The following is a 24,860-nucleotide window of genomic DNA, read 5'->3' on the forward strand; positions in this document are numbered from 1 at the left end:
CGCTTAATAATGGCATTTGTATGACACAAAAAAGCCCGCACAATGTGCGGGCTGTCTGTTTTGCTAGTTAATTTATTGCGCTACTTTTTCATCCGCCGCTTTTACAAAATCTGCGGCAAAGTCCATTACATGGAATAAAAAGCTTTGCTCATTAGTTCCGGTCACTAAGTGGGCACCAGGTCCGGTTGCATACACACCCACATCTTCACCCGCATGGGTTTCTGATGATAGTGGCACAAGTGCTTCTTGGTGAAAGCCCGGCGTTGTAGTATCAACATTGCTTAAATCAACGCGCCCTGTAACGGGTGCAAAGTTATATCCTTCATCTGCATCGGTTTCATTGCCTAAGTCTCTAAAGCCACCACCATTAGTGTAACCAACCGTAGTATAAGGCATATCATCGGCAGCTAAGCTTGGCTCTGTTTGGCCTACACCAACCACTTTACCCAATATTGGGTTGCCACGCTTAGGGTAACCCGCAATAGTAAACACATGGCTGTGATCGGCCGTGACCACGATTAGTGTTTCTTCTGGGTTAGTATTTTCCATCGCCACTTTTACTGCATTCGCTAACTCAATAGTGTCGTTTAATGCATTGTAAGCGTTACCCGCATGGTGGGCGTGATCAATACGGCCCGACTCAACTGTTAAGAAAAAGCCTTTATCATTGTTATCTAAAACATTAATAGCTTTTTCGGTCATTTGCGATAGCGAAGGCTCACCAGCGATATCGTTACCGCGATCAGCTTCGTATTGCATGTGCGATTCGTTAAATAAACCAAATACCTTTGTGGCATCATCGCTAATGGCATCAAACCCAGTTTGATCCATTACGTAAGTACCAGTCGGGTAAGTTGTTTGCCATTCTGTCACTAAATTACGCGCATCAGTACGGTCGCCTTCAACAGCACTCACCGCATCTGCAGAATTAAAGGCTGCATCTTTAGGTAAAAAATGACGACGCCCGCCACCCATAACCACTTCGATTCCGTCTACATCAACACCACTGAAACGGGCTTCTAAGTTCTTTTCAAAATTAACCAGCTGTGAAGCAATATCTTCACAATTGGCTGACTCTGAAGCTGGCATATCTGAAATATCTTCCCAGTTACGATCAGCCGACTTAGCATAAGTTGCCGCAGGCGTTGCATGGGTAATACGTGCCGTAGAAACAATACCGGTAGATTTACCGGCAATTTCAGCAAGCTCTAACGAAGTAACAAGCTCATGCCCTTTGCCTGATGCACAATTACCACGCTCAACCGCTTCATCAATACCAATTACACCCACATCGGTTTTTACACCAGAGGCCATTGCTGTCATCGTACCGGCAGAATCAGGTGTTTGTGCATCTACGTTATAAGTTTTTACAAACCCAGAATACGGCATAGTTTCAAAGCTTAATTGGTGATCTTCACCCATTTCACCCTGCAATTGCCCTGCTAAAATACGCGCTGCCGTTATAGTAGAAATACCCATACCATCACCAACAAACAAGATCACGTTTTTCGCTTTACCTGACTCTGTTACTACCTTACTTGCTGCATCTTGCGCACTAGCAAGTTTAGTTTGTGCGTCGCTAAACCAAGCATTATTACTTAATGAAGCGAGCTGTTCACTCGTTAATGAGGTAGCTGGGTCGTTACATACTAAGTTAGTGTGCGTTACTTCGCTGCTCTCTAATTGCCCATTAGTATTGGTATCAACACCGCTTTGCGTTTCTACGCCGCCATTAACACATTGTGCTGAGCCTACTGCGATTTGGTTATCTACCGCTAAAATATTATTACTGTTTTTGTCGTCATCACTCGAACACCCAGTTAATGCGACCATTACTGCTAAAGAAAGTACTGTTAATTTATTCATGTGAGCCGCCATTATTGCTGAGTTAGTTCAAGAGCTTGATTAATTAAATGAAATACAACGTTTTGTTCTATAACACCTTGAGCAAGGTGAGCACCTGGGCCCATTGCATGCAGTGAAATATCTTCACCTGCATGCGTTTCAGAGCCAAGTGGAACAGTAGCCTCTTGGTGAAAACCTGGCGTATTTGTATCAACACCATTTAGCTCAACACGTCCTGCAACCGCAGCTGTTTCATAGCTTGCATCTGCATCCGTTTCATCAACTAAGTTTCTAAAACCGAGGCCATTTGCATAACCTACTGTGGTGTATGGCATGTTATCAGCAGCTAGCGTTGGTGTAGTTTGGCCAACACCAACCACTTTACCTAAAATTGGGTTACCACGTTTCGGGTAGCCTGCAATAGTAAACACATGGCTGTGATCGGCTGTAACTAAAATAAGCGTTTCTTCAGGGTCGGTGCTATCAACGGCAGCTTGAACGGCTTTTGCAAATTCAATAGTGTCGTTAAGTGCGTTAAAAGCATTACCCGCATGGTGAGCATGGTCAATACGGCCCGACTCTACGGTTAAGAAAAAGCCTTTTTCGTTTTTACCCAGTACATCAATCGCTTTAGTTGTCATATCGGTAAGCGACGGCTCACCAGCTATATCGTTGGCACGGTCAGCTTCGTATTGCATGTGCGATTCGTTAAATAAGCCAAAGACTTGAGTTGCATCATCGGCAATAGCATCAAACCCAGCTTGATCCATCACATAAGTGCCATTTGGATATTGTGTTTGCCATTCAGTAACAAGGTTGCGCTCATCAGTACGATCGCCTTCTACGGCGCTCATTGCATCATTTGAATTTGCAGATGCATCTTTAGGTAAAAAGTGACGACGGCCGCCACCCATTACAAAGTCTAAACCATCAATATCGGTACCTATAAAACGCGCTTCTAGGTTTTTTTCAAAGTTAACTAGCTGTGAGGCAATATCTTCACAGCCTGCATTAACTGCTGCCTCTGGCATGTCTGAGATATCTTCCCAGTTGCGATCAGCCGATTTAGCATACGTTGCACCCGGTGTCGCATGAGTGATACGTGCAGTTGAAACAACACCGGTAGCTAAACCTTTAATTTCAGCCAGCTCCGTGGCTGTTAATAACTCATTACCGATAGCCGTTGTACAGTTACCTCGTTCAACCTTCTCATCAACCCCAATAACACCCACATCGGTTTTTACCCCTGAGATCATTGCTGTCATGGTGCCTGCTGAATCTGGTGTTTGTGCGTCAACGTTGTAGGTTTTAACTTGTGCTGAGTACGGGAATTTTTCAAAGCTTAAATAGCCTTCTTCACCGAGCTGGTTGTTTCGTTGACCTTGTAAAATGCGCGCTGCTGTTAAGGTAGAAATACCCATGCCATCACCAACAAATAATATTACATTTTTAGCTTTGGTGCTTTTAACCGCTTGTGCTTGCGTTGTTTTAGTTGTTAGTTTTGTTTGTGCAGCACTGTACCAGCTGCTGTCTTTTTGACTTTGCGGTAGAACATTGGCATGACTAACGGCACTAAACGCACAGGTGAGTGCGATTGCCGCAGCGACTTTTTTAATTTTCATCCGTAATTCCCATTATGTAGTGGTTATTTTTAAAAACTGTGAGCTCAAAAACATCAACCGCTGCACTATAGGAAATAGATGTTACTAATAAAGGTAATTTTAATGACAAGAAGGTGACAGCCAAATTTTATATCAATAACACCTACTTTGTATTTCCATCGACTGCTTAACCCTTCTCATAATATATGTAACAGCTCTATAAAAGCACGTCACAATATATTAGTTTATTGATCTCTTGCTTGAGCCTAAGCTTGCTATTGCCTACAATAGCGCATAATTAATTCAACGCAGATCACTATTATGACTGATACAAACAAACCAGAATTACCTAATCAACTGTCTATTAACCCACGTAGCAAATTTTATGTAGAAGAAGTATTTGAACATGAAATCGGTATTACACTTAACGGTAAAGAGCGTTTTGACGTTGAAGAGTACTGCATCAGCGAAGGTTGGATAAAAGTAGCGGCACCTAAAGCGCTAGACCGTCGCGGCCAGCCATTACTTATGAAAGTAAAAGGCACAGTAGAAGCCTTTTATAAGTAAGCTAAGCCTTATTAAAACAAAGCGACACTTTTGAGTAGTCGCTTTTTTTGTGCCTTTTAAAAACAGCTTTAACATGTTGAACTTTTTTCATACTCAACCTGATGAAGTTTCATTATGAATTTTCAAAAAGTATGTTTGAATAGCTTTAATTATTTAGACGTATAGAAGTCCATTATGAGCAAGTTAATAATATTAGATGGCGGCATGGGTCGTGAACTCAAACGCATGGGCGCGCCGTTTTCACAGCCACTGTGGAGTGCGCAAGCTTTAATAGAAGCACCGCAATGTGTAACCCAAGCACACCAAGGTTTTATAGATGCTGGCGCTGAAATAATTACTGTTAACAGCTATGCATGTGTACCCTTTCACTTGGGTGAAACGCTTTACCAAGCAAAAGGTGCTGCGCTTGCTGAGCAGGCAGCGGTTATTGCAAAAAAGGTGACTCAAAACGCAAAGCAAACGGTACTCGTTGCCGGTTCACTGCCTCCTGCCTTTGGCTCGTATCGTGCTGATTTTTTCCAAAGTGATCGCGCATTTACTATTTTAGATACCCTGTATAAAGCACAAGACGAATATGTAGATATCTGGATTGGTGAAACCATATCAAACATTGAAGAAGCGCGGGTAATGGCAAGCGTACTGAAGAATTCAAACAAGCCATGTTATTACGCATTTACCCTAAGTGATGAAGTAAGCGAACAAGCGACATTGCGCTCTGGTGAATTAGTATCAGACGCTATCCTAGCACTACTCGAATATAAAATAGCGGGCATATTCTTTAACTGCTCTATTCCCGAGGTTATTGAACAAGCGCTGCGCGACACTAATCGCGTGCTAAAACAGCAAAATAAACATGTTGATTTAGGAGCATTTGCGAATGGTTTTACACCAATCGCCAGTGATTATAAAGCCAATGAAGGCTCGCAAGGTTACCGCGATTTATCACCTGCTGAGTATGTAGCATTTGCTAAACAATGGCATAGCCTAGGCGCAACAATTATTGGCGGCTGCTGTGGTATTGGCCCCGAATTTATAGCAGCGCTGGTAAAGTGGAAAAGCGACATTAAAGCGATTTAATATCAATTATTTAACTATAAAAGCATCGAAAATCCATTGCGAGCTTATTGACTGCTTCCCAATACCCAATCAAGCCCTTGTATTGCGGTGGTTGGGAATGCGGTTGCATGCTGTGCCCCTTCAATAACAATACTTTTTAATTTTATATTATCACTATTGAGCGCATTAATTTTTTTCACAAGTTGCGCTGCGCCTTCAACCATATTTTGCCCTTCACCAAAGGCTGGAGTTTCCTTTGCCCCAACAGATACATAAACCTTTATTGGTATTTGGGGCTTATTCGCTTTTAACGCTAGCAGTGCATTATTATCAAACCAAACCGACGGGCTGCCAATAATATAATTGCTAAATAGCTCAGGCATCGTAAATAAAACAGCAGCGCCAAATAAACCGCCTAACGAGTTACCTATATACGTTCTTTGCGTGTTGCTTGCTCGGTAACTTTTTTCGATAAACGGCAGCACAGTATTTTTTAAAAACAGTGCATGATTTTTAGCGTTACCGGTTTGTTTTTTCCAGCTCAGGGATTGAGTGGGTGTATAATCCCTAACTCGACTACTAGCTCCTCTTGAGCCTTTTTCATAGCTGATCGCCACAATAATAGCCTGTTGCATTTTGCCGCTATTCATTGGAAACCGTGTGGCACCGGCAACGATAGGAAATGCATACGGCGCATCGGTTAAATAAATAACAGGATACGTTTTATTAGGCTCCTTTACATATGACTTAGGTAGCTGGATAAAAATAGGATACACCCGCTTGGTAGCAGGTTCGGTGAGCTCAATAACACTACTTCTAGGGATCTCGTAGGGGGTATTTGCGCTTAATTTAAAACAGATGAAAACACAAAGTAACAGCAAAAGCCTTAAAGCAGTATTCACTAAATTAGTTTACCTAAAAAACGATATTTATAATTACAATGCCACATAGTCGCTATTTTTAACACTGGCAGTGTTAAACAAGTTGATTTGATTTATCACCTGAACAGGGGCAATTTTCGTTATTCTTTTTAAAACACTGTTGGTAATTAAACCAATGGGCTAGTGCGATAAAAGCGGAGCCAATTAAAGTGAGCGCTTTTTCGGCCTCTTCTTGACCTAGCAATACTGCAATTATCAAACAAGCTAGACCAACAACTCCACACGCCATATAACGTGTACGTTTGTGCTTTTTACAGCCTAAGCTCAAAGCTAATATGCTTGTTGGTAATACTACAGCAAGAACCCATAAGTGAAACTGTTCAGCATTTATTTGTAGTACAGCAAAGCTTGGCAACAGCGCTAAAATAACCGGTGTTGCAAAACAATGTACCGTGCACATTAACGAAAGCCCAATGGCAAGCTTATCTGCTGTTGTTTGAGTCAGCTTCATTATTTATCCTTCTTTTTAATTGTGTTAGCGGTACTTTGCTGGCACCCAAAACAAACACCTGAGATTTCTAATTGCGAAGTTGCTGGCGTAAACCCTTTCATTTTCAGTTCCCTAAACAAAGATTTAACCGAATTGTTAAGGTCATTCACCTCACTTGCTTTATTACAAGAGCTACAAATTAAAAACATCGATAGTTGATGCTCTCTATCATTATTAACGTGACTGCACGGTATAAACTTATTTTCTAACTTTAATCTATGTACCAGACCTACCGACTCTAAAAAACCTAATATCCGATAAACGGACATTGCCAAAATCGGTGTATTTATTTGCTTATTAAATTGATCTGTTAACTCATAAGCAGACAAAGGTTTATTTGCTTTCAATAGAATTTCAAATACCTGCTGACGTTTTGGCGTTAATTTTTTTTCAAAGGCTTCACATCTTTTTATCGCAAAACCCATCATCTCTTTAAATCGCTGCTTTTTCATATTACCCACTCTAATGTAGTGGGCTGATGTTTTAACTTTGCCATCCTTGTTGCTCAATGCCTCCGCTGTGGTTTTATCTAAAAATTTATTAACTAGAGATAAATAAATGTAACAACTAACTTTTGCTTTACAGCAAACAGATTCCCCACGAACAACACCTAAACAATGACAGAAACACTTAAAACACTGAATTTAAACAAAAATTAAACTTAAGTTATGAAGGTGAAGTAGCCAAATTATATATCCTGAGTGATTTTTAGTTAATTAACTATTGATACAATATAACATTTCAAGCACAATTGATACAATATAACATTCGCAAAGGAATTCAAATGACACGAAAATCTCAATTAGCTTTGTTTATAGCAGCCCTACTACCAACAAATGCACTTGCAAATACCATCGAAGGTGTTGTTCTAAACAACCAAGGTAAAGTGGTGACTAATGCAACTGTAGAAGTTGAAGGCTCAGATATAACAGCAGTAACAGATGCAAGCGGTAAGTTCGTAATAACTGATTTAAAAAGTGGTTTAAAAGAACTTCATATTACCGCCCCTGGTTATGCCCATCTGCATCGAGATATCACATTTAGTGATGATAAAAGCCAGTCAATTACCTTTAACTTAGAACGTTCACCCATTGAAGTAATTGATATTGAAGCGACGCCTATTCACATGTCGGCAATGGAATCCTCGTCTCCCGTTAGCGTGTTATCTGGCGAACAATTAAGACGGCAGCAAGCTGCAACCCTTGGCGATAGCCTTGAAAAACTCCCGGGGGTTAATACTAACTTTCATGCAAAAGTAGCCAGTACTCCTATTATTCGTGGCTTAAGCGGGCCGCGTGTTCTAATTACACAAAATGGCCTTGATGTCAGTGATGTTTCGCGCGTTGGCCCTGATCACTCAGTCGCATCAGAGGCATCAACCGCAAAACAAATCGAAGTATTACGTGGCCCTGCCACATTATTTTATGGCAGCGGCGCCATTGGTGGTGTGGTTAATGTAGTTGATAATCGGGTGCCTACCGACAGCACAACTCGCGGCGAATGGAACCTTGAGCACAACTCTGTTGATAATCAAAAAATCGCCTCATTAAATGCCACTACTGGCACTGATTCTTTTGCATTTTATGCTGATGCCTTTTGGCATGAAGCTGATGACTATGAAATCCCTGTGGCCGCTGAATTAGCCCACGATGACCATGACCATGACCATGAAGAGCATAGTGGCGATTACACCGTTGCAAACAGCAATGAGGAGTCTGACGGCTTTACCTTAGGTACTAGCTACCTCTTTGATCAAGGTTTTGTAGGTATAGCTGTTGAGCAATTTAATCGTCAATACGGCATTCCAGGCCACACCCATGGTGGCGAAGATGTTAATAGCGCTGAGGAAAGCGTATATGCCGACTTAGAACAAACTAAAGTGCAGTTGCTAGGTGAATATAACCTCGATAACAAATGGCTTAATAGAGTAAACCTACGCGCAGGTTTTACAGATTACGAACATGCTGAAATTGAACATGGCGCAGTGGGCACCACGTTTGAAAATGAGACCAATGAGTTACGTGTAGACTTAATGCATAACCCGTTTGCGCAGTGGAATGGTGGTTTGAGCTTTCATTACAAACACAGTGATGTTGAAGCGCAAGGCTCTGAGGCATTCACACCACCGTCACAAACACAAAGCTTTGCTATAGCACTAATGGAAGAAAGACACTTTGGTGACTTTTTAGTGCAACTAGGTGGCCGAGTTGAACGGGTAACCATCGATGCTGATAACGTGTTACTACCTAACATTGATGCACACGCACACGATGACACCGGTGTTCATGACGATCATGCTCATGAAGAACATGCCGGCAATACTCGCGTATTTGACGTAGAACAAGAATTCACACCAGTTAGTTTATCAACAGGTGTTGTGTGGGATTTTGCACCTAGCTACAACTTAGGCTTGTCGGTATCTCGTTCTGAGCGTGCTCCTTCGGTGTCGGAGCTATTATCATTCGGCCCTCACATTGGAACTGGTACTTATGAAGTAGGCGCACTATTTGATATTCATGAAGACGGCCATTTTGGTTTATCTGAGCAAGCGCTTGACCTAGAAACAGCAAACAATATTGATTTAACGTTTCGTAAAATCCAAGGTGATATCGGTTTCATTCTTAATGCTTTCTACAACCAAGTCGACAATTATTATTACCAAATCGACACAGGCCTATACGCCGAAAGCGGCCACGACCATGGTGATGAGCATAATCATGACCACGGTGACGAGCATGATCACTCATCTGAACTCCCAGTTTATTTATTTAAAACAGATGACGTAATTTTACATGGCTTTGAAGCACAAGTTGCATGGCAGTTAACCGATGAGTTTAAAGTTGATTTATTCTCAGATTACGTTCGTGCACGCCTTAAAGACGGTGGCGATTTACCACGCACACCACCGCTACGTTTTGGTACTGAGTTTAACTACCAAACAAATAAGCTGAGTGCGCACCTCCACGTAACTCGTTATCAAGAGCAAGACCGTACCGCGCCAGAAGAAACAACCACAAACGGCTACACCATACTTGATGCCAGCGTTTCATATGACTTATCAGTGCTAAATCAAGATGTGTCTGTGTATCTACGTGGCACTAACTTAACAGACACAGAAGCGCGCGTGCATAGCTCATTTTTAAAGAATATAGCACCACGTCCAGGTCGTAGCTTTGCACTAGGTATTCGCGGTTACTTTTAAGCGCTAAAAAATTATAAATAAAGGAAATTAACATGACTAAACTATTCAAATTAAAATTAATTGCACTGGCAATAAGCAGCACATTAATCACCGCTTGTGGTGATGCAGAAACAAACATTGTTGAAAAAGACCCAATAGAAGTACCTGATGACGGCCACGATCATGGCGATGGTGGCGACCACGGTGATGAATACACTATTGATTCATTAGGTAGGCTTGCGATACTTGCTGGCGATAGCAACGAAGCGAACTTTTTCGACTTAGACGACAATGAGCTTCTTGATACATTCACTCTTACTAATGATTCAAACACGCTATCGTCGTCGCCTGACTTTCGTTATGCCGTGATTGCTAGCCGCGCTCAAGATTACCTCGGCTTTATAGACGGTGGCTTATGGCGTGAAGATCACGGCGCACACCTTCATGATTACGAACAAAGCCCTGAGTTTAGCAGTTATGAGCTAACTAGCGGCAGTCGCCCTACTCACTTGGTAAAGCACGATGGTAAATTAGCGGTATTTTACGATGGTGATGCAGCATCAGGCACAACTGCGTCTGTTGAAGTATTAACAGATAACGACATAACAAACGCAACAGCGACCTTACCAGGTATTAGTTACGACATTAATATGCACGGCGTCGCTGAGCCTCGTGGAGAGCATTTATTAGCGACCATTCGCCGCGATGATGCTCAAAGTACATCAAACGCTAAAATCCTGCCTGACCAAGTGGGTGTTTATCATTTTCATGATGGCGAATACGAACTTGAACAAACGTTAGAGTTAACATGCCCTGATTTGCACGGCGCAGCACAAAACCATGATTACGTAGCCTTCGGCTGTAGTGACGGTGTGCTATTAGCCCACCAGCATGATGACGAATACCACGCTGAAAAAGTAGCAAATATTGCTGCAGTAGGTGACTTACGCATTGGTAGTATATACGGCCATGAGGGCAGCGAAACCTTTATTGGTGTTGCATCTGGTCACGGCGGCGGCCCTGCTGTGATTGTGAGTATAAATCCTGCGAAAGCTGAAATGGAAGAATTTGAATGGCAACTAGCTGATGGCGCAAGCGCTATTTCTTACTCTTTTTCTGCCAACGGTGAGCACTTTTTAGTTTTAGACAGCCTTGGTTTTTTAAACGTGCTTGAGGCGCATGCGCACGACGGTCACATACACTGGGAGCTAACAGGTCAAGTTGATATTACACAAGAAGATGTAACAACAATGCCTGAAGGCATGAAGTTTAGTATGACTGTAGCGCAAAATGGTCAGTTTGCTTACGTAGCCGACCCAATAGCCCAACACGTTGTGCAAGTACACCTAGAAGACTTAGAAATTGAAGGTGAACTAGAACTTACATTCCCACCAGCCGCGATCACTTGGTTAGGTATTGCACAAGAGGAAGAGCACGACCACGTACATTAATTTTACGTTTTAAAAAGAGTACTCCCTTGAAGGTTGGCATTTTAATGCCAACCTTTTTTATTCACATTTTGTAACAGACCTTTTATGGTAAGTGCATCGCTATTTTGCACCTTATTGTTATGATGGGATAGCTATTAATATAGGATGTAATTCCATGAAAAAACTAACAACATTGGCTCTTGCCTTGGCTGCAGCAATCGCGCCGGGTGTATCGGCCTATGAGACTAAAGACACTCGTTTACTCCGCTTTCCAGATATCCATAACCAAACCGTTACTTTTGTCTACAGTGGCGATATTTATATTGCGAATACGCAAACAGGCGAAAGCAAACGCTTAACCGACCATATTGGCTTTGAAACATTTCCTAAGTTTTCCCCTGACGGTAAGCGCATTGCATTTTCAGCCGAGTATAACGGTAGCCGACAAATTTATGTGATCAACAGTGACGGTTCAAACCTAAAGCAACTTACTTATTATAATGACGTTGGCCCAATGCCACCGCGTGGAGGTTTTGATTACCGCGTTTTAGATTGGACCGCCGATGGTAAAAATGTGGTATTTAGAGCTAACCGCACACCATGGGGAAAACGTATGGGCCGCCCTTACATGGTTCCTGCAGATGGCGGACTTGAAAAGCCATTAGCGATTCCAGAAACTGGTGGCGGCATGCTATCTCCAGATGGCAGCAAATATGTTTATACGCCAATTGATCGAGAATTTCGTACGTGGAAACGTACTCGTGGTGGTCGTGCGCAAGATGTATGGATTTATGATTTAGAAAAAAACACATCAGAACAACTAACTACAAACCGTGCAACCGACCAGCAACCAACTTGGGTTGGTGACGATATTTACTTTGTGTCTGACCGTGATTACACGCTAAACCTTTATCAGTACCGCAAAGGCAGCGAACCAAAAAAACTTACCAACTATAAAAACTTTGACGTACTTTGGCCTTCAGCTGGCCCAAATGCGATTGTTTATGAAAACGGCGGTTATTTATATCGCTTTGACGCAAAAACACAAGAAAGCGCTAAGCTAAGCATTAATATTGCTGGCGTGCGCCAGTACGCAATGCCGTATAGCAAAAATGTTAGCGATTTTATTGATTCTATGTCGCTCTCTCACGATGGTAAACGTGCTGTATTTACTGCCCGTGGTGAGCTGTTTAGTGTACCAATTAAACAAGGGCCTACACGCAACTTATCTTACACAGAGAAAAGCCGCGAAATAGATGCAAGCTGGTCACCAAATGGGCGCTACATAGCCTACATGAGCGATGAAAGCGGCGAGTACGAAATTTACCTAAAAGATCGCAGTAAAAATAATGCTATTAAGCAACTCACTAGCAATGGCACTATTTGGCGCTTTACGCCCATTTGGTCACCAGATAGCTCTAAGTTGTTGTTTTCAGATAAAAACAACACACTTTGGTGGTTAGATGCAAAATCGGGCAAGCAACACAAAATTGATACCGGTATTTACGACGAAGACGGCATTACTCAATATACTTGGTCGCCTAACAGCCAAGACATTGTATTTGTTAAAAATAATGAAAACCGTTATGCCTCACTGTGGCACTACAACCTTAAAAAAGAAAAGGTGACGCGCCTAACAGACGAAATGAGTAACGAGCAAAACCCAACCTTTTCGCCAGATGGCCAATACCTTTACTTTAGCTCTGAGCGCGACTTTAACCTTGCGTTTAGCAGTTACGAGTTTGACTACATGTTTAACCGCGCCACCCGTATTTATGCGGCCGCAGTAAACGACAGTGTTAAACCGCTTATTGCCTTACAAAGTGATGAAACCACGATTGTAAAAGACGATGACGACGAAAAAGAAGACGACAAAAAAGTTAAAAACACACTGCAAAGCAGCGACTTTATGCAGCGTGTTACCGCTCTTAACGCGCCAGCGGGCGATTACCGTGGCTTAACCGCAGTAAAAGGCGGCGTACTGACGCTTGCTAATGGCGCATTACAACTTATAGGTACCGAGCACGACAGTGAGCTAGAAACAGTCGCTAAAGGTGTTAGCAATTACACTATATCGAGCAACAGCGAACACCTACTTGTACACACAAGTGGCGGTTACAGCTTAATAGAGCCTAAACCAAAGCAAGACCTAGACGCCAACAAGCTAGATTTAAGCAAAATGACGCTTAAAATCAACCCGCAAGCTGAGTGGCAACAAATGTACGTAGAAGGCTGGCGCACACTGCGTGACTGGTTCTACGACGAAAATCACCACGGTCAAGATTGGGATGCTATTTTAGCTAAATACCAACCTATGGCTGATGCTATTAGCCACCGTAGCGACCTTGATTACGTACTTAGCGAAATTGCCGGCGAAATTAACTCAGGTCATATTTACGTGCAATCGGGCGATATGCCAAAAGCCGAACGTAAAAATCACGGTTTATTAGGCGCTAAGCTTGCAAGCGACCCATCTGGTTACGTAAAAATAGAGCAAATCTTTAAAGGTGAAAACTGGCATGACGATTTCCGCTCACCGCTGGGGACTACTGGTGTAAAAGCACATAACGGCGATTACATTATTGCGGTAAATGGCCGCTCGGTTAAAGACGTTGCTAACTTTTACGAACTCCTTGAAAACACCCAAGGCGAGCAAGTAGAGCTAGTGCTAAACAGCAAACCGCGTAGCAAAGGTGCGTGGCAAGTAACAGTAAAACCGGTAGCCAGTGAGCAAGGTCTACGTTATTTAGATTGGGTTAACTCGCGTGCAGCCTACGTTAATAAGCTATCAAATGGGCGTATTGGCTATGTGCACCTGCCAAATACAGCCTATGAGGGTAACCGCGCCATGTTTAAAAACTACATGCCGCAAACAACCAAAGATGCCATGATTATTGATGACCGTTACAATGGCGGTGGTTTTATTCCTGAGCATATGATCACTTGGCTTGCGCGTAAACCGCTTAACTATTGGAAACGCCGTGGTGTAGAGCCAACTAAAACACCGCAGTTTGCGCACAATGGTCCTAAAGCCATGCTAATAAATGGCTATTCAAGTTCTGGTGGTGACGCAATCCCTTACTACTTCCGCCAGGCTGGTCTAGGTAAGCTAATTGGTACCCGTACATGGGGTGGCTTAATTGGTATTTCTGGTAACCCAAGCCTTGTAGACGGCGGACAAGTAATTGCTGCTACATTCCGTATTTTAGACACAAAAGGTAACTGGATCATAGAAAACGAAGGTGTTGCACCAGATATTAAAGTAATTGATCGTCCAGAGCTTATTTATAAAGGCCAAGATCCATCAATAGAGCGTGCTGTACAAGAGTTATTAAAGGAGCTTAAAGAAAATCCTAAACAACCCTTAGTGATACCACCAGCACCTTCTAAGTTTTAATTTGCTGCATAGCTAAACAAGCTAATACCAATAAAAAACCCTGCAAATTTGCAGGGTTTTTTATGACTTGGATTTAATGACTTATATGTATTAAGGCTTATCTTTTTCTCCAGCCGCTCCATACATCATCTTCTTGGTTGGCTTTTTTCTTCTTTTTCTTACCTGTACCTTCTGGCTTGGCCATTGGCTTGTCGTTTTTTAGCGCCTGTGCCGCATCAAGGTTGGCTTGGTTTACAGCAAAACCTGCTACCTCTTCGCGCTCTAAGCGAAGTTTGTTTTTCTTTTCGATAATTCTAAAGTGATGGAAGTCTTCATAATCAATTAACGATAACGCTAAACCGACTTCACCAGCACGGCCGCTTCGGCCAATACGGTGCATATAATCAGCTGGGCTACGCGGTAAGTTAAAGTTAATAACAACAGGCAGTTTGGCAATATCTAAACCACGGGCTGCTATATCGGTGGCAATAAGTACTTCTATTTCGCCAGCTTTAAATTTTTCAATTACGCGAGTACGCTCGCTTTGGCCTTTATCGCCATGGAATACTTGTGCGTTCACGCCGCGTTTTTCAAGTTTGCTGGCTAAGTGCTCACAATCTTTTTTAGCGTTGACAAAAATAAGTGCTTGGCGCCATTGATGCGCTTTAATTAAGTGCGCTAAAACCGTGGTTTTCTCGCCTTTATTAACCGTAAATACGCGCTGAACTAAAGTGCTTTCGTCTTTGCTTTGTACTTGTATTTCAACAGGGTTGGTTAACAGCTCTTGCGTTAATTGTGTGACTTGCTCTGGGAAAGTCGCTGAAAACAACATGGTTTGTTTTTTAGCAGGCATAAGCGCTAATAGCTCAGCAAGCTCTTCAGTAAAGCCAAGGCTTAACATGCGGTCAGCTTCATCAAGCACTAAGGTTGTTACTTTATCGAGCTTAATCGCATTGCTTGAGATTAAATCGAGTAAACGCCCAGGGGTTGCAACAATGATATCAGCACCGCCGCGAAGTGCTTGCATCTGGGTATTAACCGACACACCACCAAATACCGCCACCGTTTTAATGGCGCCATTAAAATTAGCAGAATACGATTTAACACTATCGGCTACCTGCACTGCCAGCTCGCGAGTAGGTACCAAAATAAGCCCTGTTACAAAGTTGCCTTTGCTCGCTGCTTTTTTAGCACCTTGCGCTAAAAATAGCGTTTGTAGCATAGGCAAAGCAAAGGTTGCTGTTTTACCTGAGCCGGTATTTGCCCCCGCAATTAAGTCACTCCCCGCCAAGATACTTGGAATTGCTTTTGCCTGAATCGGCGTAGGTTGCGTGTATTCAAGGTCAGACAAACGAGCAATTAGCTCTGGAATAAGGCCAAGTTCGTTGAAATTACTAGGATTTGCGGCTGAGGTCATAAAAGGTGCGGGCTCATTGCTAAAAATAGCCTGTAATTTTAGCGTATTTAGCAGCTATTAAGTAGAGGTTAGTGATTTAAATAAAATGCATCTTGTTTTATTAAACGATGATTCACTGAATATCACTTTGCATTAATACTATTTTTTCACATACATCAATCATTTCAAATAATAGCTGAACACGCTGTATTATTGATTTCAGCATTTCAAGTGTGTTATTTTTGCGGCCTGATGGATTAATTTTAGATACAAGGAAATGTCATGTCTCAATTTGATTTATGTTTCAATACGAAAAGTCGATCAAGTTTACCTTTTAACAGTAATGACTTAGAGCAATTAAAGCGATTTAGAGAGGATAACCCTCATATTATAGGTAACTTTATACCTCAAGGAACCCCGTTCATTTTAAGAACTCCACAATCTGGAGATATGAGTGATTTCAGGCGCTCTCGTCCTGACATAGCTTGTGCACTTGATAATACGGTGTCTTGGCCTGAGCATACAAAGAGAAATGTCAGTACTATAGTAAACAACTTCGGTGATGAAGATGCTTTGGCTATTGCCGCGCTTTACGATGCGGAAATATCTCCATATGTTGATAAAGTAAGAGGTTTAACGAGTCAGCAAGTTCTTGGAAGAAATCTTGATACCTTGACTGCCACTGGCGCAGCACTTACTTCATTAGAGTCAAGCCAAGTGAGATTAAGTACATTTGGAAAAGCGATTCTAAAATACCAAACTAGCTTAATTGAAATTAGAAAAGCATCGCAGAACAAGCAACCTAAATTAGAATTAATCAAACTAGGTAACAAAGCTAAGCAAGCTCATCTAGAGTTAAACACTGAATTTAAAAGAGAAATGGTTAAATTCAAAGGCAAAGTGAAAGCATCTGCACGGGGTAATATCTGGTCTAATGCGCAACGAGGCATAGATACAGCAAGAAGCGCAAGAAGTTCAGCTCCCTTGCAATTAACTTCTTTAGCTAACATACAGCACTTACGTAAATTAGAGCAAGGATCCAACATTGCAGGAAAGTTTGTCATTGCGATTGATGCTGGTCTTCGAGCTGATAGCGTTTATGACGATTACAAAGCAGGTAAAGACTGGCAGCGCAGTGCAGTAAGGGAAGCTACAGGTTTTGGTTTAGGGACAGCTGCAGGAGCATATGTTGGCGGTACGACTATAACCGCAGGGGTAGGAATAGCAATTGCAATGGGTCCAGTTGGCTGGGTAATTCTTATAGGTGTAGGCTTGGGGACTGGTTATGCTGCAGGTAAAGTTGGTGATTCTTTTGGGAAATTTATATCTGGTACTGTGTATGATTTAAGCTCAAGTGTTGATTGGTTTTAATCATGTACATAATTCCCGAAATCATTTATTTTATAGTGTCGCTTCCAGCATTGATATTTTTCCTCATTTCAACCTTATGCTTCACTCGTATTTCAATGAAACACATAGAGAGAAAAATGCGTGAGGAAGGGATACATGAACCACTTTGGGATAAAGGGCTGGGCATAAGAGTGAGCATGTATGGCAAAGTAATAAGGCGGCAAAAACCCGCAAAGGCGACGGTTGTTAATGACGAAGCCATTTTACGACACGCCAGACCTATAGATTTAATTTTAGCTCGCGCAATGCATTACTCTTTCGTAATTATGATGACCCTAGCCGTTTATGGCTACTTTGCTTATGATTTAGGTAATCGCGCATATTAAAAAGGTGCACAAAGCGCCTTTTACATCAAACCTGTCGCCTATTGATTTTAAAATTTTTAGGCCGACTTTGCCAAATTGCATGGTTCGTCAACATCTGTGCTTTAATTACCACTTTATAGTGCGACAGTGATTACACGCATAGTCATCTGACTCACAGTATGAGTATTTACCAGTAAACTCTTCTTAGTCTGCAATACCATCAGCAAGTAATATTGCTTCTTCTAATTTGTTTGGTAAAGCTTTAATCACGTTAAAGATCACTCTTTGAATCTAAACCCTACTCTTGTAATTAATTTGACTGTCACCGAGAGCACTCCAAACTTAAAGAGGCTTTCATAAAAAGCCAACAACTAAGTTGGCAATATTATTAGTTCTTACTCAGTTCTGCTTGTAACCTGACTTTTGTTTCTTTTAAGTAATTTATATAAGGATATGAGTCATCAGCAATGGCTAAAGCCGACTCCATCTGTTCAAGTGCTTGGCGAGTATCACCCTGCATTTCATAGCCATAAGATAAAGCTGAAAGCGCATCGACTGATTTTGGGTGGTTTTTTAAATTGTACTTAAACACCTCAATAGCACGGGTAAACTGCTTGCTGCCCGTTAGGTTATAACCGAGTGATCTAACAGCACGGTCTGGTGGAGATATCTGCTCGCCCCATTGTTGAGATAATGTTTTGTAATAACCATCAATAGAGGCTACATCGTCAGTTAAAGCACTTATAGGCATTTGTTTAGGTAAAAATAAGTTGTAGTAGGCATTAAATACGCCAGCAGCAGTGGTTAAGCCATGCGAGATGCCATCAAACGCATCATTAAAAAAGCGTAACCCTCGCGCTTTATGCGATTGCAGTGATTGCTGTAATTCATCATACCTTTCTCGCATTATGCCGGCTTCTTCGCCGATATTGATATAAACGTAACTGTTAAGCTCTTTGTTTTTAGTTATAAACGATTTTGTACTTTTTACCATTGCGCCATAATTCCACCAAACTGCAGGGCTATACGCAATATGCGCTTGAAATAGTTCGGGATTTGCCTGCAACGCGTATAGCGCAAATACACCACCAGCAGATGCGCCAGCAATCACTTTATAGTCATGCGTGCGATAGTTCTTATTTACTAAAGGAATGAGCTCTTGTTCAAAGAACGCTAAAAACTTTGCCGCGCCGCCCCCTTCACCGACAGGCCCTTGTGGCTCTTTATTCACTGTAGGATACATATCTCTAAGTCGATTAGTGTTTTCAATAGCGACAATAATAACCTCAGGCGCACGATTATCATTTTGTAAGCGCTCAATAACAGCACTTGCAAGCGGTATATTACCCGCTCCATCTAAGCGATAAACAACTGGGTATACCTTATTTGGCTGAGCTTGGTAGCTTTTAGGCAATTGCACGACAACTGTGCGTTCTTCGTTTAAAACAGCCGATTTAATAGTGTGCATGAACTGAGAGTCATCAGCACTTTGCTGTTTAATGCCAGCTTGTGCAAAGGCACTTTGTGAACTAAAAGCAAAAAAGCTAAAAAAACAAATAACGGTTAATAAACGCATAACTAATCCCTTAGAGAATAATAAGTTACTTAAGCTAACAGAGTTTCAGGCACAAAAAAAGCGCCTTAAGCGCTTTTTTTAACATTAATAAAACCTATAACCTTTTGATTTTACTCAACTGTAACCGATTTTGCTAGGTTACGTGGTTGGTCAACATCAGTGCCTTTAATGACCGCTACATAGTACGACAGTAACTGTAGTGGAATTGTATATACAACAGGGGCAATTACGTCATCTACGTGGTTTACGTTGATTACACGCATTGTGTCGTCTGACTCAAAGTGTGAGTCTTTATCAGCGAATACATAAATGATGCCGCCGCGAGCACGTACTTCTTCTACGTTTGATTTAAGCTTTTCAAGCAATTCATTGTTTGGTGCTACAACAATAATTGGCATGTCGGCATCAATAAGCGCTAATGGGCCGTGTTTAAGCTCACCTGCTGCGTAGGCTTCAGCGTGAATGTATGAAATCTCTTTAAGCTTAAGTGCGCCTTCCATCGCGATTGGGTATTGTGAGCCGCGCCCTAAAAACAGTGAATGGTGTTTATCAGCAAATTCTTCAGCAAGGTCTGCAATGCCATCAGCCAATAGTAGCGTTTCTTCTAATTTAGCTGGTAGCAGTTTAATAGCGTTAACAATCGCGCTTTGATCTAAGCCTTTCTCTTGCGCAATAGACGCAGTAAGCATTAACAAACCAACAAGCTGTGTAGTAAATGCTTTAGTAGAGGCTACACCAATTTCAGCGCCTGCTTTGGTCATAAAGGCAAGGTCTGATTCTCGCACAAGCGATGAGCCAGGTACGTTACAAATAGTCATTGACCCCATATAGCCTTGCTCTTTAGCTAAACGCAGTGCAGCTAAAGTATCAGCCGTTTCGCCTGATTGTGAAATAGTTACTAGCAGACTATTTTCGTGTACAAATGACTGACGGTAACGGAACTCAGAAGCAATTTCTACGTTACAACTAACACCTGCAAATTGCTCAAGCCAGTAACGAGCAACCATACCTGAGTGGTATGACGTACCACAGGCAATAATTTGTACGTGTTTTACGTCTTTAAATATTTGCTGTGCGCTGTCGCCAAAGGCATCAATCGCTACGCGGTCATCGTTTAAACGTCCTTCAAGAGTGTTACGTACTGCAAGTGGCTGCTCATAAATTTCTTTTAGCATGTAGTGACGGTAATCACCTTTGCCTGATGCATCTTGTGTGATGTTTGATTCAACAACTTCACGCTCAACCGCGTTGCCATCTGCATCAAAAATTTCTACAGTGTCGCGAGTAATACGCGCTACATCACCTTCTTCTAAGAAGATAAAGCTGCGAGTCACTGGTAATAATGCAAGTTGATCAGAAGCAATAAAGTTTTCACCAAGGCCTAAACCAATAACTAACGGGCTACCTGAGCGAGCTACAATAATTTCGTTATCATTCGCTTTATCAAACACAACGGTACCAAATGCACCTTCAAACTGTTTAACGGCAGCTTGAACTGACGCTAATAAAGTGGTGTGCTGCTGACGTAACTGATGAATTAAATGCACCATGACTTCAGTGTCGGTGTCTGATAAAAACTCGTAACCGTCGCCTTTAAGTGCTGCACGCAAACTTGCGTGGTTTTCAATGATTCCGTTATGTACAAGTGCTAATTGATTACTTGAAACATGTGGGTGAGCATTGGCTTCAGTTACACCGCCATGAGTCGCCCAACGAGTGTGTGCAATACCTGTGTGGCCGCTAACACCAGCTTGTTCAAGTGCTGACTCTAAGTTTACAACCTTACCAACTGCTTTAACTGTATTCAGTGTATTGCCTTCAAGTAAAGCTACACCTGCTGAGTCATAACCGCGGTACTCAAGACGCTTAAGGCCTTCAACTAAGATTTTATTTACTGGACGTTCTGCAACAGCCCCAACGATTCCACACATAGTGTCTCCATTAATTTTTTAATTCTAGCAACTTACGTTTTAGTTGCTATTCCATAATTTCTGCGCAAATTAGTTTTACACCACACGCCTCTATGGCTGCACGTTTATCACTTGCTAAGCCACTGTCGGTTATTAATGTGGTTACTGTTTGCCACGGTAATTCTAAATTTGGTATTTTTCGGCCAATCTTTTCTGACTCAACCAGCACAATAACTTCGCGCGCCGCTTTAGCCATCACTTGGCTTAATCCAACAAGTTCATTAAACGTGGTTGTTCCACGCGCTACATCAATGCCATCAGCACCAATAAATAGTTGATCAAAATCATATGAGCATAGAACATTTTCGGCTACTTGCCCTTGAAACGATTCTGAATGCGGATCCCACGTGCCACCTGTCATTAAAAGGGTTGGCTCGTTTTCAAGTGCTAATAAACGTGTTGCCACTTTAATTGCGTTAGTCATAACAACTAACCCCTGCTTGGTAGCCAACTCAGGGATCATCGCTGCAGTAGTCCGGCCGCTGTCAATAATAATGCGGTTATGATCTTTTATAAGCGCCGCTGCTGCCTTAGCAATTGCTACTTTGCGCTTAGAATCGATCTCATCGCTTACTATCTCTTTTGGTAGCGCAATAGCCCCACCATAACGGCGCAGCAACAAGCCACTTTTCTCAAGCGCGGTTAAGTCTTTTCGAATGGTTACTTCTGATGTTTGAAACTGTTCAGCAAGAGTCTCAACGGCCACTTCACCAAGCTCATTTACTTGGCTAAGGATCAGATGACGGCGTTGCTGGGTGTTTCGTTTGGTCATTAAGTAACTGCTATTAAGTTTCGTTTCGAAAGTTAGGGGATTTTAAACGAAACATAATAAATGGCAAGTGAATGCATAAAAATAAAGCAGTTTTATTCAAATTATCATCATGCTTAAAGTAGGTTAAGCTAGGCACCATTATTTAAGTTAAACAAAATTGATATGCAGTCATTTAATAGTATTAGTAAAGAGAATCTAGCGCAGCGTAAAGCTGTGCACGAAATTTGCCGCTTATTTAATAAAAGCCCCAGTAAAGGTAATTTAAAGCGAATAAAAGAATTATGCTCACACTGTGGTGATGGAGTAATTATTGAAGCGGGCTTTCATTGTGACTATGGCAGTCAAATAAAAATTGGTGATCGTACTTTTATAAACATTAACTGTACTGTGTTGGATGCGCCAATAAATGAAGGAGCCATAAGCATTGGCGACGATTGTTTAATCGGCCCAAACGTTCAGCTTTTGGCCGTTTCTCATGCAATTGAGCCTAAACAAAGGCTACAAAAAGAAAACTTTGCAGCACCGATTACTATCGGTAATAACGTGTGGATTGGGGCGGGAGTTATTGTGTTAGCTGACGTTACCATTGGCGAAAACGCTGTTGTGGGCGCAGGGTCGATAGTGACCAAAGATGTGGCTGCAAATACAGTTGTTGCTGGTAACCCCGCGATAAAGCTCAAGGATATTTAACACGCTAAAGCCTGCCCTAAAGGTCGTTGTTTACGGCGGTAGTTAACTTGTATTGTTCTAGCCTTTAACTCCTAATTCAGCTCCTAATTGCTCAATATCTTTATGTTGCTCAAAATACTGCACAACAGCTTGAATCTGTTGTTGCTTTATACCTTCAAAATTATCGGTTAGGTAATCTTTAATCTCACTAAAGTTCCACGTTAAGTCCATTTCCGTCGGGATTTTGGTTAGGGCAGTAAACACCTCTTCAATCGTTTTATCGTCAAGTAAAAAACGAATAAACTGCATTACAGCTAAGTTCTCTGGGTTATCTGAGTATTTCTCAGCCCCTGCAACACGAATAAGGACTTGCTCTGGCGTTTCATAAAGTAAAGCCTGTTCAGCTATATTAGCTCTTGAATTAGCTATAGTTTTTTGAATCTCTTCATTCGATGAGTCTTTAAACTGCTCAATCAAGGTTGCGAAGCTGTTGAATGCATCATCAGGCTTGCCTTGCTTACCATAAGTAACGCCTTGATTAACCATCGCCATAGCCACTTGAAGTTGAAGCTCTTCATTCGATGAGTCTTTGAACTGCTCAATCAAAGCCGCATAACTATTGAGCCCCTCATCAGACTTGCCTTGCTGACCATAAGTAATGCCTTGATAACACATCGCCTTAGCCACTTGGGTTTGAATCTCTTCATTCGATGAGTCTTTGAACTGCTCAATCAAAGCCGCATAACTATTGAGCCCCTCATCAGACTTGCCTTGATGACCATAAGTAACGCCTTGGTTAACCATCGCGTTAGCCACCAGAATTTGAATCTCTTCATTCGATGAACCTTTGAACTGCTTAATCAAGGTTGTATAACCACATAGTAGCCTTTTAATCTAACCGAGTTTTGTAGCACATACCACATAAAACCAATCATTTATAAAATATTTTAAGTTATATTTTTAATGCTAAACCAACCTAAAGATCAGCGGGCTTACCAATATTAGCCCGCAACCAAAGCCCACTTTAACTTGCCATGCTTTATATTTACCTGTGACTTTAATTCCTAACAGTGGGCTTAATAAGTCGATACGTCGCGCAGCAATAAACACCAACCAACAAATAATGAAAGTGAGGCTGAGTATAAGTAATGGCTCCACAAAACCACCTAATTGCAGCTTCGACAAATAAAACGCAAGGCCAATAATCACACTTTGATGCAATAGATAAAAAGGGAATACTGCACCGTTTAATGAAGCCAGTTTAGGGTGATCGTGATTCAAAAAACGTTGTGCTAGTGCCAGCATTAACAACACGCCCATTAATCGTTGCGCAGTATACAGCATATCCATGCTGGTAATTTGCCATTGGCTAGCAGCAGGGTTTTGCCAAATCGTGTTGTAACACAGCACAACAACTATATAACCTAAAGTGAATACCACTAATAGCACTCGCCAATGGCGAAGTAGCTGGCTATAAAATGCAGGCTGCCAAGCAAGCAAGTAACCATAAAGTAAGAACAGCGCGCCCATGGGGTATCGGAAAGTATCACTCGGCCAGCTCAGTTTTAAAATACACAGCGGCAATAGCAATACAATAAAAATAGTCAATAACGAGCGCCCACATAAACGCGTGATTATTGTATGCACAGTAGCGTGATGAAGCAGCGGCATTGCTAGCACCAGCAATAAAGTAAATTGCCATAACGAACGTAAGTACCAAAGGTGATTCACATCGACATGAGGCCAAATCCCAGCTTGATAGCGCTCGAATAAAGGGTTGGTTAAATCAAAGAACTGGCTGTAAAACTGCCAAAAGCCCATAGCTAAACTGGTTTCTTGGCTCATTTGCGCATAAAGCTGAATAGGCACAATAAACCAAATGCCAAACAATAAAGGCAGTAATATTTTTACACTTCGTGTAGTTAAAAACATACCTAGACTAAAGCGCGCAACAATAAAGCGCAGCGCCACACCTGAAATAAACCAAATTAATCCCATCCGCCATGGCGACAATAAAAGCATGACGTTTTCAATACCGCTGGATAAGTACTGACTTTTAAAATGAAAGCCCCAATTTTCACTGTATAACATGCCGGTGTGGTAAAAAATTAATAAGCCAAAGGCAAGTACTCTCAGCCAATCTAAATCATAACGGCGAGATGGTAACTCTTCACCTTGGTTAAACACATTTAACCAAGGTTTTAATAGCGTACGTGTTGTATTTTTAATGACTATTTTAAGATTCATAGAAGATTTAACTTATGAGTAATTAATA

At 41.7% G+C, this 24,860-nt stretch carries 19 protein-coding genes; 8 read left to right on the plus strand and 11 right to left on the minus strand.

The window, feature by feature from the left end:
- Positions 1 to 72 precede the first annotated feature (72 nt).
- The gene (locus AN392_RS07530; protein WP_010392197.1) at positions 73 to 1,866 is read right to left on the minus strand and encodes an alkaline phosphatase; all 1,794 of its coding nucleotides are present in this window, start codon (positions 1,864 to 1,866) and stop codon (positions 73 to 75) included.
- Between the two features lie 11 nt (positions 1,867 to 1,877).
- Complete coding sequence (locus AN392_RS07535; RefSeq protein ID WP_055012356.1) at positions 1,878 to 3,467, minus strand: alkaline phosphatase; 1,590 nt, start codon at positions 3,465 to 3,467, stop codon at positions 1,878 to 1,880.
- A gap of 300 nt (positions 3,468 to 3,767) precedes the next feature.
- Here AN392_RS07535 and AN392_RS07540 point away from each other — a divergent pair, with 300 nt between their 5' ends.
- Positions 3,768 to 4,013, plus strand: a complete 246-nt coding sequence (locus AN392_RS07540) for a DUF3297 family protein (RefSeq protein WP_008112798.1) — start codon at positions 3,768 to 3,770, stop codon at positions 4,011 to 4,013.
- Positions 4,014 to 4,187: 174 nt separating this feature from the next.
- Complete coding sequence (locus tag AN392_RS07545) at positions 4,188 to 5,090, plus strand: homocysteine S-methyltransferase family protein (RefSeq protein WP_010392193.1); 903 nt, start codon at positions 4,188 to 4,190, stop codon at positions 5,088 to 5,090.
- A 44-nt stretch (positions 5,091 to 5,134) separates the two neighbouring features.
- Here the strand turns inward: AN392_RS07545 and AN392_RS07550 are convergent, their stop codons facing one another.
- The 3 genes from AN392_RS07550 to AN392_RS07560 all read right to left on the minus strand — a co-directional run bounded on the left by AN392_RS07550 (position 5,135) and on the right by AN392_RS07560 (position 6,952).
- Complete coding sequence (locus AN392_RS07550; protein ID WP_055012357.1) at positions 5,135 to 5,971, minus strand: alpha/beta hydrolase; 837 nt, start codon at positions 5,969 to 5,971, stop codon at positions 5,135 to 5,137.
- A 73-nt stretch (positions 5,972 to 6,044) separates the two neighbouring features.
- The gene (locus tag AN392_RS07555; protein WP_055012358.1) at positions 6,045 to 6,461 is read right to left on the minus strand and encodes a MerC domain-containing protein; all 417 of its coding nucleotides are present in this window, start codon (positions 6,459 to 6,461) and stop codon (positions 6,045 to 6,047) included.
- Positions 6,461 to 6,952, minus strand: coding sequence for a Fur family transcriptional regulator (locus AN392_RS07560; RefSeq protein ID WP_055012375.1), 492 nt, complete (start codon positions 6,950 to 6,952; stop codon positions 6,461 to 6,463). The genes AN392_RS07555 and AN392_RS07560 overlap by 1 nt, the downstream gene beginning before the upstream one ends.
- Before the next feature lie 332 nt (positions 6,953 to 7,284).
- Here AN392_RS07560 and AN392_RS07565 point away from each other — a divergent pair, with 332 nt between their 5' ends.
- From AN392_RS07565 to AN392_RS07575, 3 genes are all read left to right on the plus strand, one after another.
- Positions 7,285 to 9,702 carry a TonB-dependent receptor gene (locus AN392_RS07565; RefSeq protein ID WP_055012359.1) on the plus strand — a complete coding sequence of 806 codons (2,418 nt, stop codon included), beginning with the start codon at positions 7,285 to 7,287 and terminating at the stop codon, positions 9,700 to 9,702.
- Between the two features lie 32 nt (positions 9,703 to 9,734).
- Complete coding sequence (locus AN392_RS07570; RefSeq protein ID WP_055012360.1) at positions 9,735 to 11,132, plus strand: hypothetical protein; 1,398 nt, start codon at positions 9,735 to 9,737, stop codon at positions 11,130 to 11,132.
- Between the two features lie 154 nt (positions 11,133 to 11,286).
- Positions 11,287 to 14,508 (plus strand): S41 family peptidase, encoded by a 3,222-nt coding sequence (locus tag AN392_RS07575; protein ID WP_082424794.1) that lies wholly within the window; start codon positions 11,287 to 11,289, stop codon positions 14,506 to 14,508.
- Between the two features lie 97 nt (positions 14,509 to 14,605).
- Here AN392_RS07575 and AN392_RS07580 read toward each other — a convergent pair whose 3' ends face one another.
- Entirely contained in the window at positions 14,606 to 15,904 is a 1,299-nt protein-coding gene (locus AN392_RS07580; RefSeq protein WP_055012361.1) for a DEAD/DEAH box helicase, read from the minus strand.
- Positions 15,905 to 16,165: 261 nt separating this feature from the next.
- Between AN392_RS07580 and AN392_RS07585 the strand changes: the two genes are divergently transcribed.
- Together AN392_RS07585 and AN392_RS07590 are read left to right on the plus strand one after the other, a co-directional pair.
- On the plus strand, positions 16,166 to 17,254 hold the full coding sequence (locus tag AN392_RS07585; protein WP_055012362.1) for a hypothetical protein: 1,089 nt from the start codon (positions 16,166 to 16,168) through the stop codon (positions 17,252 to 17,254).
- 95 nt (positions 17,255 to 17,349) lie between these two features.
- Positions 17,350 to 17,619, plus strand: coding sequence for a hypothetical protein (locus AN392_RS07590; RefSeq protein ID WP_152965246.1), 270 nt, complete (start codon positions 17,350 to 17,352; stop codon positions 17,617 to 17,619).
- Positions 17,620 to 17,986: 367 nt separating this feature from the next.
- Here AN392_RS07590 and AN392_RS07595 read toward each other — a convergent pair whose 3' ends face one another.
- The 3 genes from AN392_RS07595 to AN392_RS07605 form a co-directional block, all read right to left on the minus strand.
- Positions 17,987 to 19,174 carry an alpha/beta hydrolase-fold protein gene (locus AN392_RS07595; RefSeq protein WP_055012364.1) on the minus strand — a complete coding sequence of 396 codons (1,188 nt, stop codon included), beginning with the start codon at positions 19,172 to 19,174 and terminating at the stop codon, positions 17,987 to 17,989.
- A 110-nt stretch (positions 19,175 to 19,284) separates the two neighbouring features.
- A complete protein-coding gene (gene glmS, locus AN392_RS07600) occupies positions 19,285 to 21,105 on the minus strand; it encodes a glutamine--fructose-6-phosphate transaminase (isomerizing) (protein ID WP_008466748.1) in 1,821 nt (606 codons plus the stop codon).
- A gap of 46 nt (positions 21,106 to 21,151) precedes the next feature.
- Positions 21,152 to 21,916: a DeoR/GlpR family DNA-binding transcription regulator gene (locus AN392_RS07605; RefSeq protein ID WP_016898983.1), complete on the minus strand. Its 765-nt coding sequence runs from the start codon at positions 21,914 to 21,916 to the stop codon at positions 21,152 to 21,154.
- Between the two features lie 162 nt (positions 21,917 to 22,078).
- Between AN392_RS07605 and AN392_RS07610 the strand changes: the two genes are divergently transcribed.
- Entirely contained in the window at positions 22,079 to 22,606 is a 528-nt protein-coding gene (locus AN392_RS07610) for a sugar O-acetyltransferase (RefSeq protein WP_055012365.1), read from the plus strand.
- Positions 22,607 to 22,663: 57 nt separating this feature from the next.
- On the opposite strand, the gene AN392_RS07615 is transcribed toward AN392_RS07610, so the two are convergent.
- Together AN392_RS07615 and AN392_RS07620 are read right to left on the minus strand one after the other, a co-directional pair.
- Positions 22,664 to 23,449: a tol-pal system YbgF family protein gene (locus AN392_RS07615; RefSeq protein WP_235575578.1), complete on the minus strand. Its 786-nt coding sequence runs from the start codon at positions 23,447 to 23,449 to the stop codon at positions 22,664 to 22,666.
- Between the two features lie 102 nt (positions 23,450 to 23,551).
- Positions 23,552 to 24,832 (minus strand): acyltransferase, encoded by a 1,281-nt coding sequence (locus tag AN392_RS07620; protein ID WP_055012367.1) that lies wholly within the window; start codon positions 24,830 to 24,832, stop codon positions 23,552 to 23,554.
- Positions 24,833 to 24,860: the final 28 nt, after the last annotated feature.

Origin of the sequence: Pseudoalteromonas sp. P1-16-1b, from assembly GCF_001401785.1 — a bacterium.
Lineage (GTDB): Bacteria > Pseudomonadota > Gammaproteobacteria > Enterobacterales > Alteromonadaceae > Pseudoalteromonas > Pseudoalteromonas undina.

Bases quoted from the DNA above. Each gene is read 5' to 3' on its own strand.
- AN392_RS07530 (WP_010392197.1), bottom strand. From the start codon at position 1,866: ATGAATAAATTAACAGTACTTTCTTTAGCAGTAATGGTCGCATTAACT.
- AN392_RS07535 (WP_055012356.1), bottom strand. From the start codon at position 3,467: ATGAAAATTAAAAAAGTCGCTGCGGCAATCGCACTCACCTGTGCGTTT.
- AN392_RS07540 (WP_008112798.1), top strand. From the start codon at position 3,768: ATGACTGATACAAACAAACCAGAATTACCTAATCAACTGTCTATTAAC.
- AN392_RS07545 (WP_010392193.1), top strand. From the start codon at position 4,188: ATGAGCAAGTTAATAATATTAGATGGCGGCATGGGTCGTGAACTCAAA.
- AN392_RS07555 (WP_055012358.1), bottom strand. From the start codon at position 6,461: ATGAAGCTGACTCAAACAACAGCAGATAAGCTTGCCATTGGGCTTTCG.
- AN392_RS07560 (WP_055012375.1), bottom strand. From the start codon at position 6,952: ATGAAAAAGCAGCGATTTAAAGAGATGATGGGTTTTGCGATAAAAAGA.
- AN392_RS07565 (WP_055012359.1), top strand. From the start codon at position 7,285: ATGACACGAAAATCTCAATTAGCTTTGTTTATAGCAGCCCTACTACCA.
- AN392_RS07570 (WP_055012360.1), top strand. From the start codon at position 9,735: ATGACTAAACTATTCAAATTAAAATTAATTGCACTGGCAATAAGCAGC.
- AN392_RS07575 (WP_082424794.1), top strand. From the start codon at position 11,287: ATGAAAAAACTAACAACATTGGCTCTTGCCTTGGCTGCAGCAATCGCG.
- AN392_RS07580 (WP_055012361.1), bottom strand. From the start codon at position 15,904: ATGACCTCAGCCGCAAATCCTAGTAATTTCAACGAACTTGGCCTTATT.
- AN392_RS07585 (WP_055012362.1), top strand. From the start codon at position 16,166: ATGTCTCAATTTGATTTATGTTTCAATACGAAAAGTCGATCAAGTTTA.
- AN392_RS07590 (WP_152965246.1), top strand. From the start codon at position 17,350: ATGAAACACATAGAGAGAAAAATGCGTGAGGAAGGGATACATGAACCA.
- AN392_RS07595 (WP_055012364.1), bottom strand. From the start codon at position 19,174: ATGCGTTTATTAACCGTTATTTGTTTTTTTAGCTTTTTTGCTTTTAGT.
- glmS (WP_008466748.1), bottom strand. From the start codon at position 21,105: ATGTGTGGAATCGTTGGGGCTGTTGCAGAACGTCCAGTAAATAAAATC.
- AN392_RS07605 (WP_016898983.1), bottom strand. From the start codon at position 21,916: ATGACCAAACGAAACACCCAGCAACGCCGTCATCTGATCCTTAGCCAA.
- AN392_RS07610 (WP_055012365.1), top strand. From the start codon at position 22,079: ATGCAGTCATTTAATAGTATTAGTAAAGAGAATCTAGCGCAGCGTAAA.
- AN392_RS07620 (WP_055012367.1), bottom strand. From the start codon at position 24,832: ATGAATCTTAAAATAGTCATTAAAAATACAACACGTACGCTATTAAAA.